Annotated in this window: 19 protein-coding genes and 2 tRNA genes; 11 read left to right on the top strand and 10 right to left on the bottom strand. The window is 62.3% G+C overall.

Annotated elements, in window-relative coordinates:
• The 3 genes from RIE53_01370 to RIE53_01360 all read right to left on the bottom strand — a co-directional run bounded on the left by RIE53_01370 (position 1) and on the right by RIE53_01360 (position 3886).
• A complete protein-coding gene (locus RIE53_01370) occupies positions 1–2421 on the bottom strand; it encodes an FtsX-like permease family protein (protein MEQ9103325.1) in 2421 nt (806 codons plus the stop codon).
• A 109-nt stretch (positions 2422–2530) separates the two neighbouring features.
• A complete protein-coding gene (locus RIE53_01365; GenBank protein ID MEQ9103324.1) occupies positions 2531–3274 on the bottom strand; it encodes an SRPBCC domain-containing protein in 744 nt (247 codons plus the stop codon).
• A gap of 48 nt (positions 3275–3322) precedes the next feature.
• Positions 3323–3886 carry a helix-turn-helix domain-containing protein gene (locus tag RIE53_01360; protein ID MEQ9103323.1) on the bottom strand — a complete coding sequence of 188 codons (564 nt, stop codon included), beginning with the start codon at positions 3884–3886 and terminating at the stop codon, positions 3323–3325.
• A 125-nt stretch (positions 3887–4011) separates the two neighbouring features.
• On the opposite strand from RIE53_01360, the gene RIE53_01355 reads away from it, so the two are divergent.
• On the top strand, positions 4012–4698 hold the full coding sequence (locus RIE53_01355) for a hypothetical protein (protein ID MEQ9103322.1): 687 nt from the start codon (positions 4012–4014) through the stop codon (positions 4696–4698).
• Between the two features lie 144 nt (positions 4699–4842).
• On the opposite strand, the gene RIE53_01350 is transcribed toward RIE53_01355, so the two are convergent.
• Positions 4843–4916 (bottom strand) — tRNA-Pro (locus RIE53_01350).
• Between the two features lie 272 nt (positions 4917–5188).
• On the opposite strand from RIE53_01350, the gene RIE53_01345 reads away from it, so the two are divergent.
• The 4 genes from RIE53_01345 to RIE53_01330 all read left to right on the top strand — a co-directional run bounded on the left by RIE53_01345 (position 5189) and on the right by RIE53_01330 (position 8283).
• Positions 5189–5791: a DUF4398 domain-containing protein gene (locus RIE53_01345; GenBank protein MEQ9103321.1), complete on the top strand. Its 603-nt coding sequence runs from the start codon at positions 5189–5191 to the stop codon at positions 5789–5791.
• The gene (locus tag RIE53_01340) at positions 5748–6863 is read left to right on the top strand and encodes a L,D-transpeptidase family protein (GenBank protein ID MEQ9103320.1); all 1116 of its coding nucleotides are present in this window, start codon (positions 5748–5750) and stop codon (positions 6861–6863) included. Before RIE53_01345 ends, RIE53_01340 begins: the two co-directional genes overlap by 44 nt.
• Positions 6863–7510: a L,D-transpeptidase gene (locus tag RIE53_01335; protein MEQ9103319.1), complete on the top strand. Its 648-nt coding sequence runs from the start codon at positions 6863–6865 to the stop codon at positions 7508–7510. Before RIE53_01340 ends, RIE53_01335 begins: the two co-directional genes overlap by 1 nt.
• Before the next feature lie 77 nt (positions 7511–7587).
• The gene (locus RIE53_01330; protein MEQ9103318.1) at positions 7588–8283 is read left to right on the top strand and encodes a hypothetical protein; all 696 of its coding nucleotides are present in this window, start codon (positions 7588–7590) and stop codon (positions 8281–8283) included.
• On the opposite strand, the gene RIE53_01325 is transcribed toward RIE53_01330, so the two are convergent.
• From RIE53_01325 to RIE53_01310, 4 genes are read right to left on the bottom strand one after another with little or no spacing between them, the layout of a single operon-like run.
• Positions 8262–8978, bottom strand: a complete 717-nt coding sequence (locus RIE53_01325) for a winged-helix domain-containing protein (protein MEQ9103317.1) — start codon at positions 8976–8978, stop codon at positions 8262–8264. The two genes, RIE53_01330 and RIE53_01325, sit on opposite strands and share 22 nt — an antisense overlap.
• 29 nt (positions 8979–9007) lie before the next feature.
• Entirely contained in the window at positions 9008–10897 is a 1890-nt protein-coding gene (locus tag RIE53_01320; protein ID MEQ9103316.1) for a long-chain fatty acid--CoA ligase, read from the bottom strand.
• A 30-nt stretch (positions 10898–10927) separates the two neighbouring features.
• The gene (locus RIE53_01315; protein ID MEQ9103315.1) at positions 10928–12028 is read right to left on the bottom strand and encodes a quinone-dependent dihydroorotate dehydrogenase; all 1101 of its coding nucleotides are present in this window, start codon (positions 12026–12028) and stop codon (positions 10928–10930) included.
• 7 nt (positions 12029–12035) lie between these two features.
• Positions 12036–15143 carry a basic secretory protein-like protein gene (locus RIE53_01310; GenBank protein MEQ9103314.1) on the bottom strand — a complete coding sequence of 1036 codons (3108 nt, stop codon included), beginning with the start codon at positions 15141–15143 and terminating at the stop codon, positions 12036–12038.
• A 165-nt stretch (positions 15144–15308) separates the two neighbouring features.
• Here RIE53_01310 and mrdA point away from each other — a divergent pair, with 165 nt between their 5' ends.
• Together mrdA and rodA are read left to right on the top strand one after the other, a co-directional pair.
• On the top strand, positions 15309–17153 hold the full coding sequence (gene mrdA, locus RIE53_01305) for a penicillin-binding protein 2 (GenBank protein ID MEQ9103313.1): 1845 nt from the start codon (positions 15309–15311) through the stop codon (positions 17151–17153).
• Positions 17150–18409, top strand: a complete 1260-nt coding sequence (rodA, locus tag RIE53_01300) for a rod shape-determining protein RodA (protein ID MEQ9103312.1) — start codon at positions 17150–17152, stop codon at positions 18407–18409. The genes mrdA and rodA overlap by 4 nt, the downstream gene beginning before the upstream one ends.
• Positions 18410–18428: 19 nt before the next feature.
• Here the strand turns inward: rodA and RIE53_01295 are convergent, their stop codons facing one another.
• Positions 18429–19439 (bottom strand): metal-dependent hydrolase, encoded by a 1011-nt coding sequence (locus RIE53_01295; protein MEQ9103311.1) that lies wholly within the window; start codon positions 19437–19439, stop codon positions 18429–18431.
• A gap of 250 nt (positions 19440–19689) precedes the next feature.
• Between RIE53_01295 and RIE53_01290 the strand changes: the two genes are divergently transcribed.
• The 4 genes from RIE53_01290 (at position 19690) to RIE53_01275 (ending at position 23111) form a co-directional block, all read left to right on the top strand.
• Positions 19690–20514, top strand: a complete 825-nt coding sequence (locus RIE53_01290) for a hypothetical protein (GenBank protein ID MEQ9103310.1) — start codon at positions 19690–19692, stop codon at positions 20512–20514.
• A 90-nt stretch (positions 20515–20604) separates the two neighbouring features.
• Positions 20605–21765, top strand: a complete 1161-nt coding sequence (locus RIE53_01285) for a histidine kinase (GenBank protein MEQ9103309.1) — start codon at positions 20605–20607, stop codon at positions 21763–21765.
• Positions 21762–22514 carry a LytTR family DNA-binding domain-containing protein gene (locus RIE53_01280; protein ID MEQ9103308.1) on the top strand — a complete coding sequence of 251 codons (753 nt, stop codon included), beginning with the start codon at positions 21762–21764 and terminating at the stop codon, positions 22512–22514. The genes RIE53_01285 and RIE53_01280 overlap by 4 nt, the downstream gene beginning before the upstream one ends.
• 135 nt (positions 22515–22649) lie before the next feature.
• A complete protein-coding gene (locus RIE53_01275; protein MEQ9103307.1) occupies positions 22650–23111 on the top strand; it encodes a fasciclin domain-containing protein in 462 nt (153 codons plus the stop codon).
• A 119-nt stretch (positions 23112–23230) separates the two neighbouring features.
• On the opposite strand, the gene RIE53_01270 is transcribed toward RIE53_01275, so the two are convergent.
• Positions 23231–23303, bottom strand: a tRNA-Ile gene (locus RIE53_01270).
• Positions 23304–23405 lie beyond the last annotated feature (102 nt).

Here is a 23405-nt window from a genome sequence, read left to right as displayed (position 1 = left end):
TTATTCGTTCCGGAGTGAGGTCACCGGCGGCGCCATGGCCGCTTTGCCCGTACGTGCGGCGACGGCCGCCAGCATGATGCCGAATGCCACGGCGCCCGCCAGCAGGAAGGGGCTGATCCCAACCGTCGTCCGGTAGGCGAAGGTCTCCAGCCACCGGTCCGTCGCCCACCAGGTTACGGGCACAGCAACCAGGAAGGCTACCGTTACGAGTCGGCTGAACTCGGCCGTGAAGAGACCCACAATGCCCATGGCGCTTGCACCCAGGACCCGACGGATGCCGATTTCCTTGGTGCGGCGCGCCACGGCGAGGGCCGCGAGTCCCAACAGACCCAGTCCGGCAATGAGTACGGCAAGCAGGGAGCCCAGGCCGGTAATCCGGGCCACGCGCTGTTCCTGCTCATACTGCGCCTCCAGGTTGGCGTCCAGGTGCTGGTAGTTGAACGGCAGGTCGGGTGCCGCTCTGGCCCAGAGGGTCTCGAGGCGAGCCATGCCTTCCCGGCGGTCTGCACCGTCCAATCGGAACACGATGTTGCCCCGCATGGCGCCCGGGAAGTCAAAATCCTCGATCCCGGCGAACAGCAGGTCTGAGCTCATGGCCATGACGGCCGGCTCAATGCGGCTGTGCAGGCTGGCATAGTGGAAGTCCTCCACAACGCCCAGAATACGATGCTCCGGCCAGTTGCCGGGCAACTGTGCCTGCAGCGGCTCGACCCAGCCGTACGCATCCACGAACGCCTGGTTGACCAGGAGTCCGGTGGCGAAGTCGGCGGGCTGATCGAGGCTGAAATTACGTCCCTCGGCCATGCGCAGACCGAGTGTCGGGACGAAGGCGTGGTCCACGATGTTCACGTAGAAACGGCGGTACGATCCGTCCGTGGCGGTGTATCCGGCGCGTCCCCATCCGGCCTCGCCGAAGGTGATCAGGGATGACGCAACGGATTGGATTCCGGGGTCACTTGCCGCCGCCGTGCGGATGCGTTCGGCCAGTTCGAAGGTCTCTCCGGATGGCAAGTCGACCGATACGTAAACGACTTGATCGCCTTCATAGCCCAGGTCGGCCTTCTGGATGAAGTCCAACTGGCGCTGCACGACGCTGGTACCGGCCAGCAACAGGATGGTGAACGCGAATTGGGCGACCACGAGGGTCTTTCGCACCCGTCCGGTGGCCCCGACCGAACCGGCGGACCCGCGCAACGCACGCACCGGCTGCATGCCGGAAAGCAGGATGGCCGGATAGAGCCCGGCTGCCAGGCCGATGACTGCGTAGACGCCCAGGGCGAGCGCCACCGTGGACAGGTCCGCCCTGAGCAGGACGGGCTGGCCACTCAGGGCTTCGAACGCCGGGGACATCAATTCAGCTAGTCCAATGCCGAAGATCAGGGCCAGGCCGGTATGGACCAGTGACTCGCCCCAGTATTGCCGCATGAGTTGCCCCCGGCCCGCGCCGATGGCCTTGCGGACGCCTACCTCCCGGGCGCGCCCGAGGGATCGCCCGATGGACAAGGTGACGAAGTTGATGGACGCCACGACCAGCAGCAACAGGGCCAATGCCGCCATCAACTGGACATAGACCGGGTTCGATACCCGGCCGTGGCCGACGGGGTACTCGGGATTCAGGTGGATATCCGTAATCGGTTGCAGCCCGAGTATGTATTCGATGCCCTGTTCGGCACCCACGCCGTTCTGGGTGATGATGGCCGCCATGTCGGACTCGACCTGCTCGGCGGTGACTCCCTCACCGAGGACCGCATACGTCTCCGGTCCCACGTTGAACCAGGCATCCTGCCGGCCCGGTGGAAGGATCATTTCCCCGAGCCGGTAGGACAGGAGACCCGTGAACTGGAGGCTCGATTCTATGGGCGGGTTCGCCAGGACCCCCGTAACCGTGAATTCCCGCAGGCCATCGCCGATGTCCATCTGGAGCGTGGCACCGAGAGCGGTTTCCGTTCCCAGCCACCGTTCCCGCGCGGTTTCGGTCAACACCACAGCGGTGGGCTCGTCGAACATGGTGTCGGGATCCCCCTCGAGCACCTCGAAATCGAACACGTCGTGGAAGGAGGGATCGACCATGAAGAGCGACTCGTCGAACAGGTCGTCGCCGCTTATGACCCGGGTCCGCCAGCGATCGTACCGGACCCAGGCTTCCACGTCGGGAATCTGCTCCAGGACGGTCGGACCAATACGCAATGGGGTGGTCGTATTGAAGAACTGCTGGTCGGGACCCCAATCCTCCATGACCGACACGCGATACGTGCGATCGGCGTTGTCATGGAAGCGGTCGTAGGACAGCTCCGTGCGGGTGAACAACAAGAGGAGCAGGGCGACACAAACGGCCACCGACAATCCTGCAATGTTGATGAATGCGTAGCCGGGATGCCGGCGGATGGACCGGATGGCGGTCTGGATGTAGTGATACAGCATGATGGAGCCACGAGCAACATCCGTGCCTGTCCTTCAATCACGCCCCGGTGGCCGATGCGCCGCGATTTCCACGGCGTTGTGTTGTCCGTTCCCGGCCTGCGGGTGTCCGTCAGCGGACATTTGCGTCCAGCCATCGTTGCCATTCCGCTGCCATCCGGTCTGCGGATGCCGTGTCCAGATCGTAGCACGAGGCCCAGATGTTCACGTGGCCGCCGACCGCCTCGGTCAGCACCTGGAGCCGCAACAGGGCATCTCCCAGCGCGCTGTCCGGTGCCGTCCGGAGCACCATCTGGAACGGTGGTGCCGTTTCGAGGGTGGTGGCACCGTCCGAAAGACCGGACGCTGGAAGGAAGCCACCCGGGCCGGTCAGTCGGGTCCACACGTCGTGAACGTCACCGGTATTGCGCCGGGAGGCGCGCACCACCGTGCGAGGCTTGTCCGCGTGCACTTCCAGCCAGTACTTCAGGCCTTCCAACTCGAAATTCCATCCCAGTTGGAAACTGTCCAGGATGTCCTGCCAGCGATCGTCTTCCCCGAATCCGGACGAAACGACGCGCAGGATGGTAGAGTCGCCGTCCGCTTCCAGGTGGTAATCCGTGGCCACCCCGGGGTAGCCGGCGTTGTCATCGGCGGTGCGCAGATGGCGTTCGGGCTCCCAGATCTCAATGCGCTCATCGAATCCGTTCTTCTCATCCCAGTACATGCGCATGGTTCCGCCCACGCCCGGCTTGATTTCGGCCTTCACGGGAAACCAGCTGGCGAGGGCTTCAGGGTCGGTGAGGGCCCGCCAAACGCGGGCGGGTGAGGCGGCAATCCGGATGGTCTTGCCGGCGGTTTTCTTGGGTTCTGGCATGGCTTTGCTGGGTCGAGTGACGGGTTGGTCGCTGAGCGACGCGTGGTGCTATGTGGTTGTGTCGGGATTCGGGTAGACGCCGGCCATCAATTTGAATTCGCGACCGGTGTCGGCGTGGTATTCCCGGATGAGATCGGCGACGAACGTTGTCAGCTTGTCGGCGAAGGCGTGCTGGTCTTCCATGGATTTGAAGCGGACGGTCGAGGCAAGGGACAGCGTGGCAAGGCGCTTTTCCTGCTGCTCGGCCTTCGGGCGCAGTTCAGCCAGATCCTGGATGACTTCTGCGGCGAGCGCGGCCAGGTACATGCTCGATACCTGGTCCTCCATGTCTTTCCGGTCGGCCGCGACGTCGCCAAGTACCTGCGGCACAATCATGAACCGCCGAGCCACCGTCTGCATGAGCACCTCGGTGAATCCGCGGGCGGGTCGTTCACCCACCTTCCGGACCAGTCCCTCATCCTCGAGTTGGCGAACATGATAGTTGACCTTCTGTCGGGGAAGGCCCAGGACCGACGCCAGTCCGGACGCGGAATTGGGCTCCCGGAGGGCATTCAGGATGGAAACACGCAGGTCTGCCAGGGCGGCCGAGGCGGCCCGCGGCGTATGGATCATGTGGAGTTCGCTTTGCATCATACCCCGAATCTACAATGGACAAATTTATTTGTCAATATAAAAAGTAACCGGGCCCTCCGGCTGCCGTAGTGAGGGCGGTTGCCACGAACACATCCCTGAATACCATGACGCGTCATCCGTCAGCTGAACTCCCGCCGCGCCTTCGCGCGCTCCACGCCCGGATCCGGACGACTCCGTTCCTGGCCCGATTCACGCTGGCGAATCGACTCCTCATGCTCATGGCCTTTCTGCCGACCGGACTGGTCAAGGCGACCGGTCAGCGATTCACCGTCTTGCCGGTGGAGAACCCGGTGGGTTTCTTTTTCGAAGCCATGTACCAGACCGGGCCCTACTGGTACTTCATCGGTATCATGCAGGTGCTGTCCGCCATCCTGATTGTCATCCCGGCAACGGCAACCCTCGGGGCCCTGCTGTTTTTGCCGATCATCTTCAGCATTGTGCTCGTGACGTGGGGTATCGGTTTCGGCCTGACGGCATGGATAACGACGGCCATGTTGCTGGCCGTCATCTATCTGCTGTGCTGGGATGCCGATCGGATATGGGCAGCCGGACACGCGGTGTTGGCGCGGGGCCCTGCGGAAGCGGGGGAGCCGGCCCTGCTCGCTGGAATGACGGTTGTTGAGCGCGCGGGTTGGTGGCTCGGCGGTGCCATGGGACTCGGCCTGTTCCTGGCCACCCGGGGATTCATGCCGAAGGCTGCCCTCGTACCCATGTTGGCCCTGGGCGGCGTGGCCGCCCTGATGGTGCTCGCGGGGTGGGGGATGACGTGGCGTCGCGCCCATCACGCGTGACGCCGTAAACATCGAAGGCTTCCAAACGCGGCAGCGTTGGAAGCCTCCTGACAGTCGGGGTGGCGGGATTTTCCTTTGGACAATCCCTTACCCCTCCCCATAATTGAAAAGGCAGACCGTTGGCCTGCCTTTTCTCTTCTGGTGTCGGGGTGGCGGGATTTGAACCCACGACCTCTTCGTCCCGAACGAAGCGCGCTACCGGGCTGCGCTACACCCCGAAATGTGTGGGCCATGCAATGCAGGTTCGGCGTGCAGGTTCCAGCATTCAACGGCCATCCGCCCCGACTGCTGGTCTTTCTGGCAATGAAAGCCCCCTCTGCCAGCAAGAGCGGACATCCACCGCCTTTTAAGCAGAATTTAACCGGACGGACGCAAAGCTTAATGGGCCTTTGAGAGGCCGCCTCCCGACCCGCCGTAACATTGCCTTATTCCGGTTTTCTGCGGTCGAAGTGCGATTGCTCAGGGCCGGATCCAATGAACACCTACAGAAATGAAGAACTTCGCTTTCATAGCGATACTGGCCGTAACCGTTCTGGTTGCCGGCTGTGCCAAGCCTCCGCAGGAGCAGATTGAAGCCACCCAGACGGCCCTGCAGACGGCCGATGCGGCCGAGGCGGATGTGTATGTCATGGAGCTCTACCAGGCTGCTCAGGATTCTTTCGCCGCCGCACAGGCGGAAATTGAAGTCCAGAACGCCAGGAATTCCCTGACCCGTGATTACGATCGTGCCAACGCACTGCTGGCTTCCGCCCTGGAAACCGCTACGCAGGCCGAGCAGACGGTCGCCGACCGGAAGGAAGAAATGCGCACGACCAACGAAGGTCTGTTCGTCTCGCTGGAAGAGTCGTTGACCAACCTGGGCACGCTCATGGCCCGCGCACCCCGCGGAAAAGACGGTGCCCTGGCGCTGGCTGCCATCCAGGTGGATGTCGACCTCGTCCGCCAGTCGCTTGAGACCGCACAGCAGGCCCAGATGGAAGGCGACTTCCTGACGGCGAACCAGATCGTAACGCAGGCCCTGCAGAAGGCCTCATCCTTGCAGACGGAACTTGAAACAGCCATCGCAGGGACGGGCACACCTGTCCGCAGTTAAGATCAAACGCCTGACACTGATTGCCATCGGCACGGCCGTCCTCGGGACGGCCGTGCTTCTGGCGTTGTCTCCGGCCGCACCGGAGCAAAGCGTGGACGACGCCCGTCGCGCCCTGGCCGAGGTCCGCGCCTCCGATGCACGGCACCTGGTCCCGACCGGACTGGCTGAAGCCGAGGTCCTGTGGGCTGAGACGCTGGCCGCCTTGCGTGAGGAATCGGATCGTCCGGCCATCCTGAGGAACTACAGCCACGTGGATTCCCTGGCCGTGCGACTCGTGGAATCGGCAGCAGTCACCATCCAGCAAACAGCAACGCTGCGCGACTCGCTCCGGCGCCAGTTGGCGGCGGAACGCCTGGTGGTCCATGCCCGTGCCAACAGCGTATCGTCCCTGATGGCCGAATTGCCACGCACCGAGACCCGCATTCGCCGATGGGCCGAGGCCGAACTGAACCTGCATCGCAGCGATGCCCACGCCAAGTCGCGGAAATACGCCACGGCGCTCGAGCATCTCCGGCAGGGAAATCGCCTGCTGGTGGGGATGGAGACGGAATTGCAAACCCAACTCACGACCTGGATGGAGAATGCGCCCCAGTGGGACCGTTGGGTCCGGGAAACGCTCAAGGCATCGCGGGACGCGGGTACATCCGCCATCATCGTGGACAAGTTGAACAGAACCCTGCATCTGTATACGGCGGGTCGCCGCATCCAGAGCTGGCCTGTGGAACTGGGCCCCGAATGGGTGGGCGACAAACAAATGGAAGGCGACAACGCAACGCCCGAGGGACGCTACCGCATCATCCGGAAACGGGGACGCGGCGAGACCCGGTATTACCGGGCCCTGGAAATCGACTTTCCGAACGCCGAGGACCGCCGGGCCTTCACCACGGCCAAGCGGGAAGGCCTTATTCCGGCGAACGCACGGATTGGCGGACTCATTGAAATCCACGGAGAGGGCGGAAAGGGCGCGGACTGGACCAATGGATGCGTGGCCATGACCAATACCACCATGAACGAGCTGTTCCGGCAGGTCGCCGTGGGCACACCTGTCACCATCGTGGGGACCATGAATTGATGCGTGCGCGGATTCTTTCATTCCTTATCGGACTGCAGGCCGGCATTGTGCTGGCCGCCATCCTCCTGGCCGTCGGGGAACGTCCCCGGGCGTGGATGGCCGCGGCGTTGGCTCCGACGCCGCAAGTGGAAATAACGCCCGTTTCGTCCCCGGCCGACGTCCGCACACTCGCCAACCTGGAGCGTCGCCTGGCACGGCGCGTGCCGTCCGGACCTTATCTCGTCGTGAGTTCATCCGACAACACCTTCCGGCTCATGCAGGGCAACGGTCTGCTGCTGGAGGGTCCCTGTTCCACGGGCAGTTACATCCGACTCAAGGCAGAAGGAGATCGCGAATGGCTGTTCAACACGCCGCGCGGCATCCGCCGCATTGAATCGAAACGGACGCGACCTGTCTGGACGAAGCCGGACTGGGCGTTCATTGAAGAAGGGGAGCCCGTGCCGCCACCCGGCAGTCCGTTGCGGTACGAACGCGGCGTGCTGGGCAAGTACGCGCTTTCCATGGGCGACGGCTACCTCGTGCACGGCACGCCCTATGAGCGATTGCTGGGCATGCCCGTATCCCACGGATGCATCCGACTGGGTGCCAGCGACCTCGAAGCGGTCCACTCCACCCTTCCCATCGGCGCGCCGGTGTATATCTATTGAGCGAGCCACACGCCGCCCCGGACAGCACTGCAGCCACCACCGCCCCCACCCAAACCCGGTGGATGGGGTCGTGGATCATGGCAGGGTTTGTCGTCCCGCCCGTGGCCGTCATCCTGTTCATTGTCGTGTTTCCGGCGCTGGAAACACGCAGTGGGCTGGACGGCACGGAGGCATCGCTCCAGGCGCAAGCCACCCACCTGTCGTGGCTGCAAGCCCGCCTCGAGGCGGCTGGGTTGTCGGAACCTTCCCTTTCCATTGATCTGGCCGACACCACGAACGCCAGCGCCGGTACGGTCGTGCTCTTCATGGGCGGCGTACCGGTCCGGACGATGCGCGCCGAACGCGCCCATATCGACGACATCGCTCGTATACCCCGGCCGAAACCAGCCGATGCGCTCCGCCTGACCTCGTTCCACTCCGACATCCCACATGTGCCGGTCCGTGAGGTCGTCGCGCCCGTCGACACCGTGGAAGCGGCCAAGCGGCCCCCACAGGACGTGCCGGAGCCCGATGTCCCCGACTATGCCGTGCTGCAGTACGATGGACTCGAAGTCCGCCTGGTTTCCGGGCGACTTCCGGGCCCGGGCTTCCTGCTGGATACGCTGCCGACACGAATGGGCCGGGGTGGGGTCACCACGGTCCTCCGTCTCCAACTTCCCGCCGAGGACATCCGGGCCATTTACCGGGCCCTGCAGGAAGGCTCCATCCTGGCGCTGCGTCTGCCGGGAGATGTACCCGCCGCTGACCGGATTCAGGTCGAGTCCAGCCGGTAGCCGTGTCCCCGTATGGTCGTGATGACGTCCGTCACGCCATGCGCCGCCAGTTTCCGGCGAAGGAAATACATGTAGACATCCACCATGTTCGTTCCGGTGTCGAACTGGATGCCCCACACGACGTCCTGGATGTCCTCGCGTGAACAGACGGTGTCGGGCCGCTCCATGAGATACGTCAGGAGGGCAAACTCCCGGGGCGTCAGTTCCACTTCCATGCCGTCAATCGTGAACCGATGCGCGGTCAGGTCCAGGACGAGGCGCCCGTGCTCCAACATGTTCCTGGATACCGGCGGCGGGTGTTCCGTTCGCGCCGCATCCACCAGGCGATGCCAGGCCAGCACCATGGCCTGCAATTGGGCCACCGTGAACGGGAAGGTGAGCGCTGCATCGGCCCCCGCGGCCAATCCGCCCACAATGTCGTCCTGTCCACCCCGGCACAGAGCCACCACCGGACACGCCAGTCGTTTCCGGACATGGAAAGAGAGGGTGTTGATTTCCGGGGCCTGGTCCAGGTTCCACTCAATGAGCACGACATCCGACCGGGAGGCCTGTTCCACAATGGCCTGCGCGTTGCCGGACGGCGTGGCCGCCTCGGTGACCAGGTCGCCCAGGTCGAAGCGTTGCACCCGGTGCGGGGCAGCGCAGATCATCCGCACGGTCGACTCCAGGACCGGGCTCGACGATACAAGGCACACGGAAAGGGTCGTCCGGGGGGAATCCGGCATCAGACTACGCCTGCGTACATTTCTTCGATAAGGTCGGCATAGGTCGACTCGATGACGTTGCGCTTCAGTTTCATGGTCGGCGTCATCATGCCATTCTCAATGGTGAACGGCTCGGCGATCAGCCGGAAATCACGCACCTTCTCGTGCGATGCCGCATTCCGGGAATACGACTTGAACATCTGCTGGAAGACGCGCTTGACTTCGTCCAGTTCGAGCATGGCGGCGTAGGAATCGGCCTTGAGCCCTTCCTGCCGCACGAACGCCTGGATGGCATCCTCATTCGGAACCACGAGGACCGTCAGGTACTCGCGGGCTTCCCCGATGATGTTGATCTGGTCAATCCACGGTTCGTGCTTGAATTTTTCTTCGATGGGTCCCGGGTAGATGTTCTTGCCGCCGGCCGAGACGATCATGTGTTTTATGCGGTCGGTGATCACGAGGAAACCGTCATCGAACCGACCCACATCGCCGGTGTGGTACCATCCCTTGGCATCGATGGCCTCGGCAGTGGCGTCCGGGTTGTTCCAGTACCCCATCATGATGTTGGGGCCACGCGCCACGATTTCCCCGTCCCGTGTGGTGAGCGACGACGGGTAGTCCTCGCCACTGAGTTGACCGAGGATGGTTTCGCTCTCCAGGTCCTGGATGCCCACCGTAATGCCGCTGATGACATGCCCGACCGCTCCGTACCGGGGCTTGTGGAAGGGGGAAATGGTCAGTACGGGCGACGTCTCCGTCAGGCCGTAGCCTTCCACCAGGGGGATGCCTGCGGCAAAGAAGAACTCCCCGATGGTCTTCGGCAGCGCCGCGCCGCCCGATACGCCGAAGCGCAGGGCACCGCCGAGTTTTTCCTGCAACTTCGAGAAGACGAGCTTCTGTGCCACGGCGTTTCCGGCGGACAGGAACGGCCCCGGTGATTTGCCGGTGGCCTTGGCCATGTGGTACTTGTACCCGGTCCGGACGGCCCAGTCGAAGATTTTCTTTTTGCGCTCGCCGCCTTCCTCGACGGACTTCATGACGCCGTTGTAGATCTTTTCGTACAGGCGCGGGACGGCTATCAGAATGGTGGGCTTGACGTCCACGATGTCCCGGGTCACGGTATCGATGGACTGGGCGTAGGCAATCATGACGCCGGCCGAGAGCGCTCCCAAGTAGCCGCCGGTACGCTCAAATGAATGGCACAGCGGCAAGAACGACAGATGCCGGTCCGTCGGCGTGAGGTCGATCTGGTTGATGGCCGACTGGATGTTCGACGCGAAATTGTGGTGCGACAGCATGACCCCTTTCGGGTTGCCCGTCGTTCCGGACGTGTAGATGAGGCAGGACAGGTCTTCGGGCTTGACGCTCGCCTCCAGCGAACGGATGGCGTCCTTGTACTCCTCATACATGGCTGCGCCTTCGGTCATGGCATCCGGGAAGTACGACACATAGTCCGGATGCTCGTCCGTGAGCGGCGTCATGGACACGATGTGCTTCAATTCCGGGCATACATCGTAGATCTCGAGCGCCTTCTTCAGCTGGATGGTGGTCGACACGATGAAAATGCACGCGCCGGAATCGTGCAGGATGTACGAGACCTCCCGGGGCGGCAGCGACGTGTAGAGCGATACACTCACGCCACCCAACAATTGGGTGGCCATGTCGGTGAATGCCCATTCCGGCCGGTTTTCCGACAGGATGGATACGCGGTCGCCGGGGCGGACGCCCTTGGAATACAGGTAGCCGGCCATGGCGTGCACCTGATCCCGGAAGGATTCCCAGGAAATATCGGTCCAGGCCTTGGTGTCCCGGTCCATGTACTTGAGCACCGTCCTGTTCTGGCCCTCGAAACGGGCCGTCAGGCGGTTGAACATCTCGGGGATGGTCTTGAAGTCGACGAGTGTGGGCATGTCGGGCTCAGGCTGTCGTGAAGGGGTGGCTCAGGCCTCGACTCCAACGGCATGTTTGATGGACGAATGTCCGTCCTCCTCAAGCAGTCGGACCAGTCCTTCCTTTATGGAGCGGAAGAGGCCGGGTCCATGATAAACCAAACCGGTGTATATCTGCACCAGACTCGCACCGGCTTTGATCTTCCGGTACGCCGATTCTGCTGAATCGATACCACCGACACCCACTATGGGTGTCTTGCCGCCGGTCTTTCGATGGATATAGCGGACGAGCCCGTCTGAACGCCGCGCTATCGGACGGCCGCTGAGTCCGCCCTTGCCCATCGACGCAATACGGATGGGATCCGCGGTCAGTCCCTCCCGGTCCGGGGCGGTGTTCGTGGCCACGAACCCATCCACTCCGTGAGCCTGCGCCACCAGGAGGAGTTCGTCGAACAAGCTGTCCAGCACGAACCGTTCGGTGTCGGGCGGGGAAAACTTGACCAGGATGGGGGGGCGCCGTTTCAGGTCGGCGGCAGAACGCATGATGGCCGCAAGCAGGTCGTCGAAGGCATTCGGGTCCTCGAAGGTCTTGCCCTCGGCCGTGTTGGGACACGATACGTTCAGTGTGATGTAGTCTGCGACGGGTGCCAGCAGCCGGAAAGATTGGACGAAGTCGTCCAGGGCATCGTCACCCATGATGTGCGGATCGTGGGTCTTGGCAATGTTTACGCCCAGGGGCCACGTTCGGCGTCCGGCCTGACGGGCCACGCGCGGGGCAATCCGCCGGGCCCCGTGGTTGCCCAAGCCCATCCGGTTGATGAGGGCCTCGTCTTCCGGCAGGCGGAACAGCCGCGGGCGCGGATTGCCCCGGCTCTTCCGGGCCGTGACCGACCCGATTTCCACGAATCCGGCACCGGCGTGGCGGAAAAAGGGGACCAGGCGGGCATTCTTGTCAAAACCGGCCGCCAGTCCCACCGGATTGGTGAAGGTCAGACCGAACAGGTCCTGCGACAGTGCAGGATGGGCATACTCGAACATCCGGTCGAGCAGGAACGGGGTCACGCGTTGTGCGGTCCGCGCGGCGAGCGCCGCGAACGTGTGGGCCGTTTCGGGTCCGACGGCAAAAAGCAGGGGGCGAAGGGCGGTATACATCAGGGGCTTACCAGCCCGGGATGATCTGGAACCCGAAATGGGCCCCCTTTCCAGGCCGCTGGAACGGTTTGGCGTAGAAGATCTCGATCACGGAGAACCCGAACATGTTGAATCGGGTGGACACCCCGGCCGAGAAAACAGGAATCCGCTCCGGCGTCGGGTCGGTTTCGAATTTCAGGACCGGAAGGTCGTCCTTCGTCCATGCCACGCCACCATCTGCGAAGAATGAGACTTCGGTGGGAAGGTACGGAAAGTTGATGAGACCATACTGCTCCGTGCCGAACAGCGGAATCCGGGTTTCCACGCTCATGAGCGCCATGCGCGTTCCGAAGAGGCGGTCTTCCTCGGCGCATCGGCCGTCCGCGGTGGCCGTACACTCCCCGAAGCCTTCAAACGACGTGAAGGAGTAGCCCCGGACGAAGCCGAACGAGTTGGCGTATCCCAGATATTCCTGGGTGAAAATGTCGTTCTGACTGGATGCCGTTGCACCGTAGTTTCCCACGTGGAGGCCACGGATGGCAAACGTGAACGGGTTCAGATTGAAATACCGGCGATAGTCGGCCTGGAGACGGATGAAGGTCTGTGAGCCCACGAACGGCGCGATTTCAAAACGCGATCGGCCACCCCGGATGGGGGATGTGAAGCCGAAGAAGGAGTAGTCGCTGACCAGTGCCAGGCCGGCCTGGGCGAAATAGATGGGGTCCGGCTCCTGGTCACTCAGACTCGTCCTTTCGCGACGGACACCGAATTGGCTGAAGTAGTAGGTGTCCACCTCGTAGTCGAATCCGTACCGCGTGAACCCTGAGGTCAGCTCGACCCGCCGGGTGGTGGTGAACGGATACACGGCCACGCCCTGGAGCTGGTCCACGTAAATGCGCTGGCGGATTTGTTGGATGGTCTGCGATGGCAGGCCCGTTTCCGGGTCAATGACATTCGGACCGACGAACGACGACCCGAACAGGAGTGGGATATGGCCCACTTGACCTCCCCAGTTCAGCCGGTTCTTGCGGTTCAGGTAGGCAGCCTGGGCGCCGATGTCCTTGAACGTGCCGTTGGCCTGTGCAATCAGGGTCAGGTTCTGGTTGCCCAGCATGTCGCTGAAGAAAAAGCCGACACCACCCACGACCCCTGAACCGTACACGCCACCGGCCTGAACGCCCACCGACGGCGGGGCCACGTAATCCAGCTTGAGGCGGGGGCTGTACGCCAGTTCCGAGTAGTCCCGGTCCTCCGGCAACCCGCTGAGCGGATCGTTCAGATAGTTGCCGACCAAGCCTTCATTGGCGTCCCGGTTGGGCGGGAGCGTCGCAGCAAGCTGGTAGTCGGCCTGCGGTCCCGGCACATAGGGTTCGCCTTCCAGTTCATCCAGATCCTTGGAGAACACCGTGTATTTGCTGTCGCCGAATACCGTGAACATCATGCGACCGCTCTGCTGCGCCACGGACATGGCGGGCGACATCTTGGTAATGCCCGAAACCCCGGTCTGCAGATGGGTCACGCGGAATACGTCTTCCGTCTCGAGGTTCAATCGATAGATGTCCTTGAACCCGTCGTGGTCGGAAATGAACAGGATGTTCTGTCCGTCCGGCGTGAACTGGGGATTGTGATGCATTCCGTCGAAGGGTCGCACGATCCGGATGTCGAGCGTCTCCGTGTTGATGATACCCACGCGCTCGGCGCCGTAGGACAACGTGGCGAAGTCCGTGCCTTCCTCGCCCCGGTCCGTGGTGAAGGCGAGGTGGATCCCGTCCGGGGACCAGGCCGGCTGCAGATCGGCGTACCGGTCGTTGGTCAACTGCTCCACGGCAGACGTACGCAGGTCCAGCACGTACAGGTCGGAAATGCCCCCGTTCATGCCCGAAAACGCCAGATGATCGCCGTCCGGGGACCACGCCAGATTGGTGATGGCGGTCACGCCGTCCACGGAAATCCGTCGCTCGATGGAGCCTTTGGACCAGTCCAGGATGGAGATTTCGTTGTCGCCCTGGACGAACGTGATGAAGGCGAAGCGCTTGCCGTCGGGCGACCAGGACCCGGACGATGAGATGAACCGGATCTGGTCGAAATGCGAATTCCGGGCCGTGGACTTCAGCTTCTTGACGACCTTTCCGGTGTTCGCGTCGGCAATGAACAGGTTGATGTTGAAGAGATCCTTCTCCGACAGGAACGCCACGTACTGCCCGTCCGGAGAAATCATGGGGGAGATATTCATGTCTCCCGCGTCGATATCCGATGCCAGGACCTTGCGGCCCGCGCTGTCAGCCGGCGTACGGCCCTCGGTCAGGGGCAGGTAGGTGTCCTTGACGGTCTGGATCCATTCGTTGGATAGCGAATCGGCCGTAATGCCGAGCGTGTACACGAAGGACGAATCGACGCCCACCCGGCCGCTCAGTTTGAACAGGTTGGCGACCGCGGCATCCCCGTATTTGCCTCCCACGTAGGCCATGTAGGCCTGCCCGTACCGATACGGGAAGTAACTCATGTCCTTCGTGATCTGCTCGATGGTCGGCAGGTCGTCCCGCAGGGCGGCGTCGCGCATCCACATGGCCGTGTGGGTATCGCGCCGTCCGACGGACAGGTATTCCGCCATGCCTTCTACCAGCCAAAGCGGAACATACTGGAACGAGAATCGGACCGAATCCGTGCGGGAGAGGGCGATATCGTACTGGAAACTGTGGACCAGCTCGTGTCCCAGCACGTGGTCGGTGTCCCAATAGCTGCCGGTGAGGGGCATGATGACCCGCTCCTTCAGGGATTCGGTCACCCCGCCGGTGCCTTCTCCGAGCGACCCGCTTATGGCATTTGTCTGATGGAAGTCGGCGTCGTTGGCATACAGGATGATGGGCTTGCGTTCATAGAACTCCCTCAGGAACGTGCGCGAATGCCGCTGATACCACCGTTCGGCCATCCGGGACGCATCCTGGACAGCCACGCGCGCCTCGGGGTAGAAGTAGATTTCGAAATGATCCGTCCTGAACGATTTGAAGTCGAAATTGTCGTACTGGACCTTGTTCCTGCCGAAATACTGACCCGCGGCCGGGGCGGCCACGGCAAAAAACAAAACGCCGAAAAAAGCGCAGGAAAGCCCGATAAAGGTCGTCGATCTCTTGGCCATGGTGCCCGCGGATAGTAATAAATGCCTTCCGAAACCACGTGGGTGTCGTCGGGTACTAACGATGGGTCCACACATTGGTTTGCCTGAAATGCGCCTGAATGCTGAATGGTTGCATTTCCGGCCCCATTCGTAACCGGAAACGCCCCAACGGGGCCCCTTGCCACCATGGATGACGCCCGCCTGCGCGTTCGCATATTTTCGTTGCTCATTGTGCTGTTGGTAGGCGTGCTAGTACTGCGGCTGGGCAAACTGCAGATCGTGGACTACGCAGACCACAGCGGGGAGTCGAGGAGCAATGCCGTCAAGGAGCGACGGCAATTGCCGGCACGCGGCATGTTCTTCGACCGCAACGGCACGTTGTTGGTGGACAACACATCCGGCTACAACCTGCTGGTGACCCCCACCTATTTCGATACGACCACGGTCCCGGTCCTGGCGTCCTTCCTGGAAGTCCCGGACAGCGTCGTCACGGCCCGGGTGCGGGCCGCCCGGGAGTGGAGTGTATTCCGTCCGAGTCCCCTGGCCGTGGATGTTCCGTTCCGGATGCTGTCCCGGGTGCTCGAGCACCGGCATGAATTGCCGGGAATCACCCATGAAGTGTTCCAGAAACGCCGGTACACCGACGAGGCCGAGTTGTCGCATGTGCTCGGCTACGTCCGGGAAATCAATCGGAGCGACCTGGAGACCTGGCGGTCACGGGGATACCGCCCGGGAGACCAGATAGGGAGCGCCGGGCTGGAGCGTCAGTACGAGACGGAAGTCCGGGGCACGGTGGGGAGTGCCTTCAAGATGGTCAACATACGCGGGCAGGTGGTCCAGGATTACCTGGGCGGACGGGAAGACCGACCGCCGCTGAGCGGGAAGGACCTGTACCTGACCATCGATGCCGGTACGCAAGCCGTCGCCGAGTCGCTGTTCACGGACAAGCGGGGTGCGGTCATCGCCATGGATGTCAATACGGGCGGTGTGCTGGCCTTCCACTCGGCGCCGGACTACAAGTTGGACGTGTTCACCGGCTCGGTCAATCCCGAACAGTGGGATTACCTGATGACGTCGGCAGACAAGCCCCTGTTCAACCGCGTTACGCAGTCGGCCTTCATGCCCGGATCTACATTCAAGCCCCTCATAGCCATCATGGCCTTGCAGGAGGGTGTCATCGATGAGGGCTTCCGGTTCAACTGCCCGGGCTATCACCCGCGGGGGGGAGGACGCATCTTCAAATGCATGGATACGCACGGCACCATCGGAGTGGTAGAGGCCATCAAGCAGTCCTGCAATACGTTTTTTTTCGAGCTGATGCGCCGGATGGACGTGAACACGTTGGACAAATACGCCCGTGCGTTCGGGTTCGAGCAGCGGGCGGCCATCGATCTTTCCCAGTCGGAAGTCAGTACCGGACTCATACCCGATTCGACCTATTACAACGAACGGCTGGGCGTGAACCGGTGGAATGAGGGCCAGGCCATGAATCTGGGGGTCGGCCAGGGAGAGCTGCTGGTGACCCCCATCCAACTGGTCCGGTACGTCTCGGCGCTGGCCAATGGCGGAACGCTCATTACCCCCCACCTGCTCGACCATGCCCGTCAGCCGGAAACGGGTGAGGAGACCCGGCTCGACCTCGCATCCCCCGAGCCCCTGAACGTGAATCCGGCTTACCTGGAACTCGTGCGTACCGGCATGCGACGGATGATCGCGGAGAAAACGCCCTGGTTGATCATACCGGGCATACCGTCGGCAGGCAAGACCGGAACGGCACAGAACCCCCGTGGGGAGGACGACTCGGTTTTCATCGGATACGCTCCGGCTGACAATCCGCAGATTGCCGTGGCCGTCATGGTCGAGAATGGCGGATCGGGTTCCGGCAATGCGGGCATCGTGGGCATGTTCTTGATGGAGCAGTACCTCAAGGGTCACATCGAAATGCAAGGCCGGCAGCCACTCTGGAATCAGGTATTGCAGCGCCGGAGCCAGCCGATCGGGGAGCAATCGCCCGGGAGAACGGCGCCATGAAGCCCTGGTACACGCGGCTGGATGCCATGAGTCTCGCGCTTTGGCTCGTCCTGGTGGTATCCGGATTGCTGGCCATCTATTCCACAACGCACGGTGCGGCCGCCGATCTGTTCACGTCGAGCCCACGCCAGAACTTTGACCGCCAGGTCATGTGGTTGGGTATTTCGTCCGTGGGCCTGGTGATCGCCCTCCTCCTGCCCATCCGTTTTTACCAGATGGCGGCCTTTCCCATCTATGCGATTACGGTGCTGCTTCTTTTGGCATCGCTCCTGGTAGGCCGGGAGATCAACGGGGCAAAGAGCTGGATCGTCCTGGGTCCCATTCAATTCCAGGTTTCCGAGCTCGCCAAGGTGGGTACGGTCCTGGCCCTGGCCCAGTTGGTGGGTATGCGGCGCCCCAAGACGATGGGCCTGGACGTTGGACTCAGCATTGTAGGCATCATCCTGTTGCCGGCGGTGCTCATCATCCTCCAGAACGACACGGGAACGGCACTTGTGTTTTTCGGGCTCATTCCGATCGCCCTGTTCTGGAGCGGCCTGGAATTCAACCTGCTGCTCATCATGATTGCTCCGGCCGTAGCGGGGTACCTGGCCATCGTGAACCTGCCGGCGGCCGTCATTTTTGCGTTGGTGTTCACCGGTTTCATGTGGTGGCGCACGAAGGACCGGCGGATGGCGGGCGTTGCCGCTCTTTTCTCGGGTGGCACGGCTGCTGTGGCGTCCTTCGCCATCATGAACGTCCTGCAGCCATACCAGGTCGCCCGTGTGCTTTCCTTCACGAATCCCGGAGCCGCGGAATTCAGGGACAACGCCGGCTTCCATCAACTGCAATCCATGGCGGCCATTGGCTCGGGTGGCTGGAACGGCAAAGGATTCATGCAGGGCACACAGACCCAGGGATCGTATGTGCCGGAGCAGTCGACCGATTTCGTGTTTTCCGTCATCGGAGAGGAATTCGGCTTCCTGGGGGCGGCACTGGTATTGCTGCTTTTGATGGCATTCCTGGTCCGGTTGGTGCACCTGGGTGGGCAGATGAAGCATCCGTTCGGCGTCATGGTGGCCTCCGGCGCGGTCGGGATCTACCTGGTCCACACGTTCATCAATGTCGGGATGGCCACGTCCCTGTTGCCGGTCATCGGGATTCCGTTGCCGTTCATCTCCTACGGAGGATCGGCCCTGTTGGCCAATACCGCCTTGCTGGCCATTGTCCTCTCCCTGCACATGCGGAAGGACGAATTTTCGATCTACGGCTACTGACCGCCGTCTGGGCTCCGTGTCAATGGCCCTGAATCCGGCGCCAGAGCCGCTCTGGCAGCCCGTCCAGCCCGGATACATCCGGGTTGAGCTCCGTGAAGGTGTGGTATGCCCCGGTGGAGTCTGCAAGCAACTCGAACCGGAAGGTCCACGCACCGTCGTCGGCCAGGAAGAGGTCGGACCGGCCGAAGCGCGGGTCAACGATGGCCGGTCGGACTCCGGACGTGTCGGCTATCCACCATCCTTTGGAAAACCACTCCAGCCGCTCGACGCCCCGGTCCTGCAGGTGCCCGTCCAGCGCTGCCGTTCGGCGCGGAACAGCCACCGCACTGGTCGGTGGTCCACTGTCCAACAGACTGTATGTGGCCACCCAGAGCGTATCGTCGGCCTCGGCCATGCCCATCCACAGGACGGTGTTGAGGGGCGACGGGCTGGACATCATCCGCTCCACGCGGATGCCCTGCGCATCGAATCCTTCCTTGAAGGCTCCATGGGCCCATGCCTTGGCGGTGAGTGCCCACGCCAGGTAGGTCGTGCTGACGGCCAGGCCCCACCAGACGGCCGTCCGGTGTCGCCGTGAAATCAAGCCGGTGAGCAATCCGGCAGCCAGCGGCAAGGTGTAGAGCGGGTCGACGATGAAGATGGCATCCAACCCGAACGGATGGTCGGTCAATGGCCAGAAGATCTGCGTGCCGTAGACAGTGAACAGGTCGATAACGATATGGGTGACCAAGCACCACCACGCCAGGGCGGCCCAGGACTTCCAGGAAGCCGTCGGGTTTCGACCTTCATGCAGCCAGTGCAGCAGCCAGCCTATGACGGGCGCTGCGACCAGCGCGACCAAGAACGAATGCGAGAAACCCCGGTGGATGGCCAGCTGCTGGGCGGCATCCAGGAACGGATTGAACAGCACATCCAGGTCCGGCAGTGTGCCGAGGAAGGCACCCCACGCCGCCGCTTTCCGGCCGACGCGGTGCCCGAGGGTGGCTTCGCCAACCGCCGCGCCGAGCGCGATCTGTGTGAGGGAGTCCATGGGTCTTCGAAAGTCCTCGGTGGAGTGTTGTCGACGGGCGTGGGTGAGCGGTCGCTTGCGTACCTTCCTAACGTTTCAACGATTGCCGCAGCACATGTGCCGTCAGAATTTCAAGCAGCGTTGGCGCTCCCGGCTTCCCATGCGTTTGCCTGTTCGGTTGGGCTGCGTCATTCGCTCGTGCCTCCCCGTGCTACTGGTCGTCGCCGGCTGTGCCTCAAAACCGGTACCCCAGTCCCAGTTCCCGTCACCCATGGCGGAACACATCCGGGGGCATGAACGGGTGCAGGAAGGGACGACGGGTGGCTTCCATACCGAGGTGGACCTGGGTTTGTCCCGCCCGGTCGCATTGCATGTCCCGGACGGGGCGGTTGGGCGTGATTCGATAGACGTTCTCGTTCATTTCCACGGCGCCGGTTATGTGGCGAAGCATGCCGCGGCGCTCGCGGAGCTTCCCATGGTCGTTGCGGTCCTGAACCTCGGCGCCGGGTCCTCAGCCTATGAGCGGCCGTTTGCCGATCCGGCGTTGTTTCCGGGCATTCTGCAAGCTGCAGCAGACGCCGCCGGGGTAGCCGGGGCTGCCACGGCGGCCGCCCCGCGGCCCATCCGCTCCGTCACCATTTCCTCTTGGAGTGCCGGATACGGCGCGGTTCGGGCCATCCTGCCCGTCCATGGAGGGCGGGTGGATGCCCTTATCCTGCTCGACGGCTTGCACACCGATTATATCCCGGAAGGGCAGCTCCTGTATGACGGTGGACAGTTGAACACCGCAAAGTTGCACCCCTTCTTCACCATGGCGAAGCGAGCGGTCGCCGGGGACGCGTGCATGGTGGTCACGCACTCGGCGGTGTTTCCGGGCACCTACGCCAGTACCACCGAGACGGCGGCCTGGCTGGTCTCCGATCTCGGCCTGACCATGACGCCGGTACTCGAGTGGGGGCCCGCCGGCATGCAAGGCGTGGGTCGCGCCGGTCATGGAAAGTTCCAGGTCCTCGCCTTTGCTGGCAACACGGCACCGGATCATGTGGACCATCTCCATGGCCTGCCGGCTTTCCTGGGTCTGTGTACACCGGAATAAGGGGGCAAGGCGAGCCGCCGCTCGTCGCAGCAGGTCGCCGTTGATCGCAAAAAGCATCGTTGAGGCTTCTCCCGGCATGTATATTCCCTGATGATCTCCCGAACTCCATCCCTGCCCGGGAAGGGCCCGGTTGCGGGCTCTCTCCCCCGTCCATGGGCGTCCTGGCTCAACCTGCCGGTGTACATCGCGCTGTGGTCGCTGCCCGGCCTGGCCGCCCTTTCCTTCTATTACCTGAACCAGGTCGTGACGGCCCAGCCGCTCAACTGGTCGTTTGCACTGGTCAGTACGCTGCCGAACTGGTACATATGGGCCATTCTGGCGCCCGTTGTCGTCCATTTATTGCGAACTTGGCCGTTGACGGCGGACAATTGGGTTCGCGTGCTGTTGACCATCCACGTCCCTGCACTCATTGCAGCCATGCTGGTGCATTCCCTGGTCAACCTTGTGCTTTTCCGGACAGCCGGATTGCACGACACCATGAACACGGAGTTGTACAGGGTCCACTTCTTTTCGCGCATCCATGGCAACATCCTGACGTGGACCGCCATCGTCGGCCTTTACAGCGCATGGGAATATTACCGGAAGTACGTGACCCGGGAAACCCAGGCATCGGCCTTGCAGGTGCAGTTGGCGCAAGCCAACCTGCGCGCACTGAAAATGCAGATACACCCGCACTTCCTGTTCAATACGCTGCATTCCATTGCCGCTCTGGTCCGGAAAGATGAGAACCGAATGGCGGTGAACATGCTCGGGCAGTTGGGTGACTTCCTTCGACTGGCACTCGAGAACAAGGGCCAGCAGGAAATCCCGTTGGATCAGGAGCTGGATTTCTTGCGGCGCTACCTGGATATCGAACGCGTCCGATTTGGGGACCGGCTCGATGTCCAAATGGAGCTGGGCGACGATGTCCAATCCCTGTACGTACCCAATCTCATCCTGCAACCCATTGTGGAAAATGCCATTCATCATGGTATTGCCCCCCAGGCAGCCCCGGGCGTACTCGTTATTTCGGCGCGCCGCGAGGGCGACCGGCTGTGCCTGTCCGTCCGGGACAACGGTCCGGGACTGAAGGATCCGGGTCGACTGAAAGAGGGCGTCGGATTGGCCAATACGCAGGGCCGACTGGAACACCTGTATGGTACGGAACAGGAATTCAGCCTTCGCAATGCCCCCTCAGGCGGGCTTGAAGTGCGCATTTGCATTCCGGTGTGTATCGAGCCGGTCATCACCTTCTCCGCGGGTACGGAATGAGCCGGATCCGTGTCCTGATTGTTGACGACGAAGCGCTGGCCAGGGACACACTTCGTCTGCTCCTCAATGAACAGCACGACATGGAGGTGGTGGGAGAGGCCATGGATGGCCTTGCGGCTGTGGAGGCCATTCGGAAGCTGCGACCGGATCTGGTCTTCCTGGACATCCAGATGCCCGGCTTGTCGGGTCTTGAGGTGGTGGAAGAAATCGGGGTGGATGCGATGCCGTATGTCGTTTTTGCCACCGCCTACAACGAATACGCGCTCAAAGCCTTCGATGCAAGCGCGATAGACTACATCGTCAAGCCGTTTTCGGATGAACGATTCGAGGCCACGTTGGAGCGGGTTCGTCGGCTCATGGGACAGCAACGTTCCGCGGACCTGGAGGGGAGGCTCAGGGAGCTGCTGGGCACGTCGGACCGGCCGTCCCGTTTCCTCGTCAGGGAGCGTGGATCCATCCGATTCGTCGACGTGGCGGATGTCCATTGGGTAGAGGCGGCTGGTGATTATGTCGTTCTGCACACGGGCGGGGACGACCATCTCATCCGGGAGACGATGGCGGGTATGGAGGAAAAACTTGACCCCGATATGTTCGTCCGCATCCACCGCTCCACCATCGTCCGCATGACCTTCATCCGTGAGATCAAACCGTTCTTCCACGGGGACTACGTGGTCTACCTGAAGGACGGTACGGAGTTGAAGTTGAGCCGCCGTTATTGGCCACAGGTGGAGACCCGGCTCGGCTCCTGACCGGGTGCCCTGCCGTTCGTCGTTCCCTGTCGCCGTTCGTCGCACGCAAGCTCCGCTTCCCGAAATCGCGTTTCAGGAGCCGTGTAGCAAGGGTACGTTGTCAACCGTTCATCAAACACAACGGAACATCGTCCCATGAAAAACTATCTCTCCCTGCTCCTCATTACCCTGCTCTTCGGCGCCAGCGTCGCTCAGGCTCAGTACAAGAAAGACATTGTGGATGTGGCCGTCGAAGCCGGCACGTTCTCCACGCTCGTAGCTGCCGTGCAGGCCGCCGATCTGGTCGCCACGCTGAAGAGCGAAGGCCCATTCACGGTTTTCGCTCCCACCGACGAAGCGTTTGCGAAGCTTCCGGCCGGAACGGTCGAGAGCCTGCTGAAGCCCGAGAACAAGGATCAGTTGGTAGCCATCCTGACCTACCACGTGGTTGCCGGCAAGATCATGTCGGGTGACCTGCTCTCCACGACATCTGCCACGACGGTCAACGGCAAGGCCGCTCCGATTGGCCTGCGGATTGGCAACGCAAATGTCGTCACAGCCGATATCGCTGCCAGCAACGGCGTCATCCACGTGATCGATACCGTCCTGCTGCCCTGACACCAACCGGTGAACAGGTTGATTGGTGCGTGCCGTGCATACGCACCATAAGAAAGGGGCGGCCCGCCATGCGGGCCGCCCCTTCTTGCGTGTGCTGAAATGGGCACACCCGTTCAATGTGGGCCCGGCAGGACTTGAACCTGCGACCTACCGATTATGAGTCGGCAGCTCTAACCACTGAGCTACGGGCCCGGCGCGTGCAAATATACGGCTCGCGGGTGTGCGCCGATCCCCGGCAGCCGTTTCAAATGTGTGAAGAAGGTTTGTCAACCCAATGTTAAGATTCGAGAGGGG

The sequence above is a fragment of the Rhodothermales bacterium genome (assembly GCA_040221055.1).
In the GTDB taxonomy this organism is placed as follows: domain Bacteria; phylum Bacteroidota; class Rhodothermia; order Rhodothermales; family UBA10348; genus 1-14-0-65-60-17.
The sequence above is the reverse complement of the archived record's forward strand: the minus strand, read 5'-3'. Positions and strand labels throughout refer to the sequence as shown.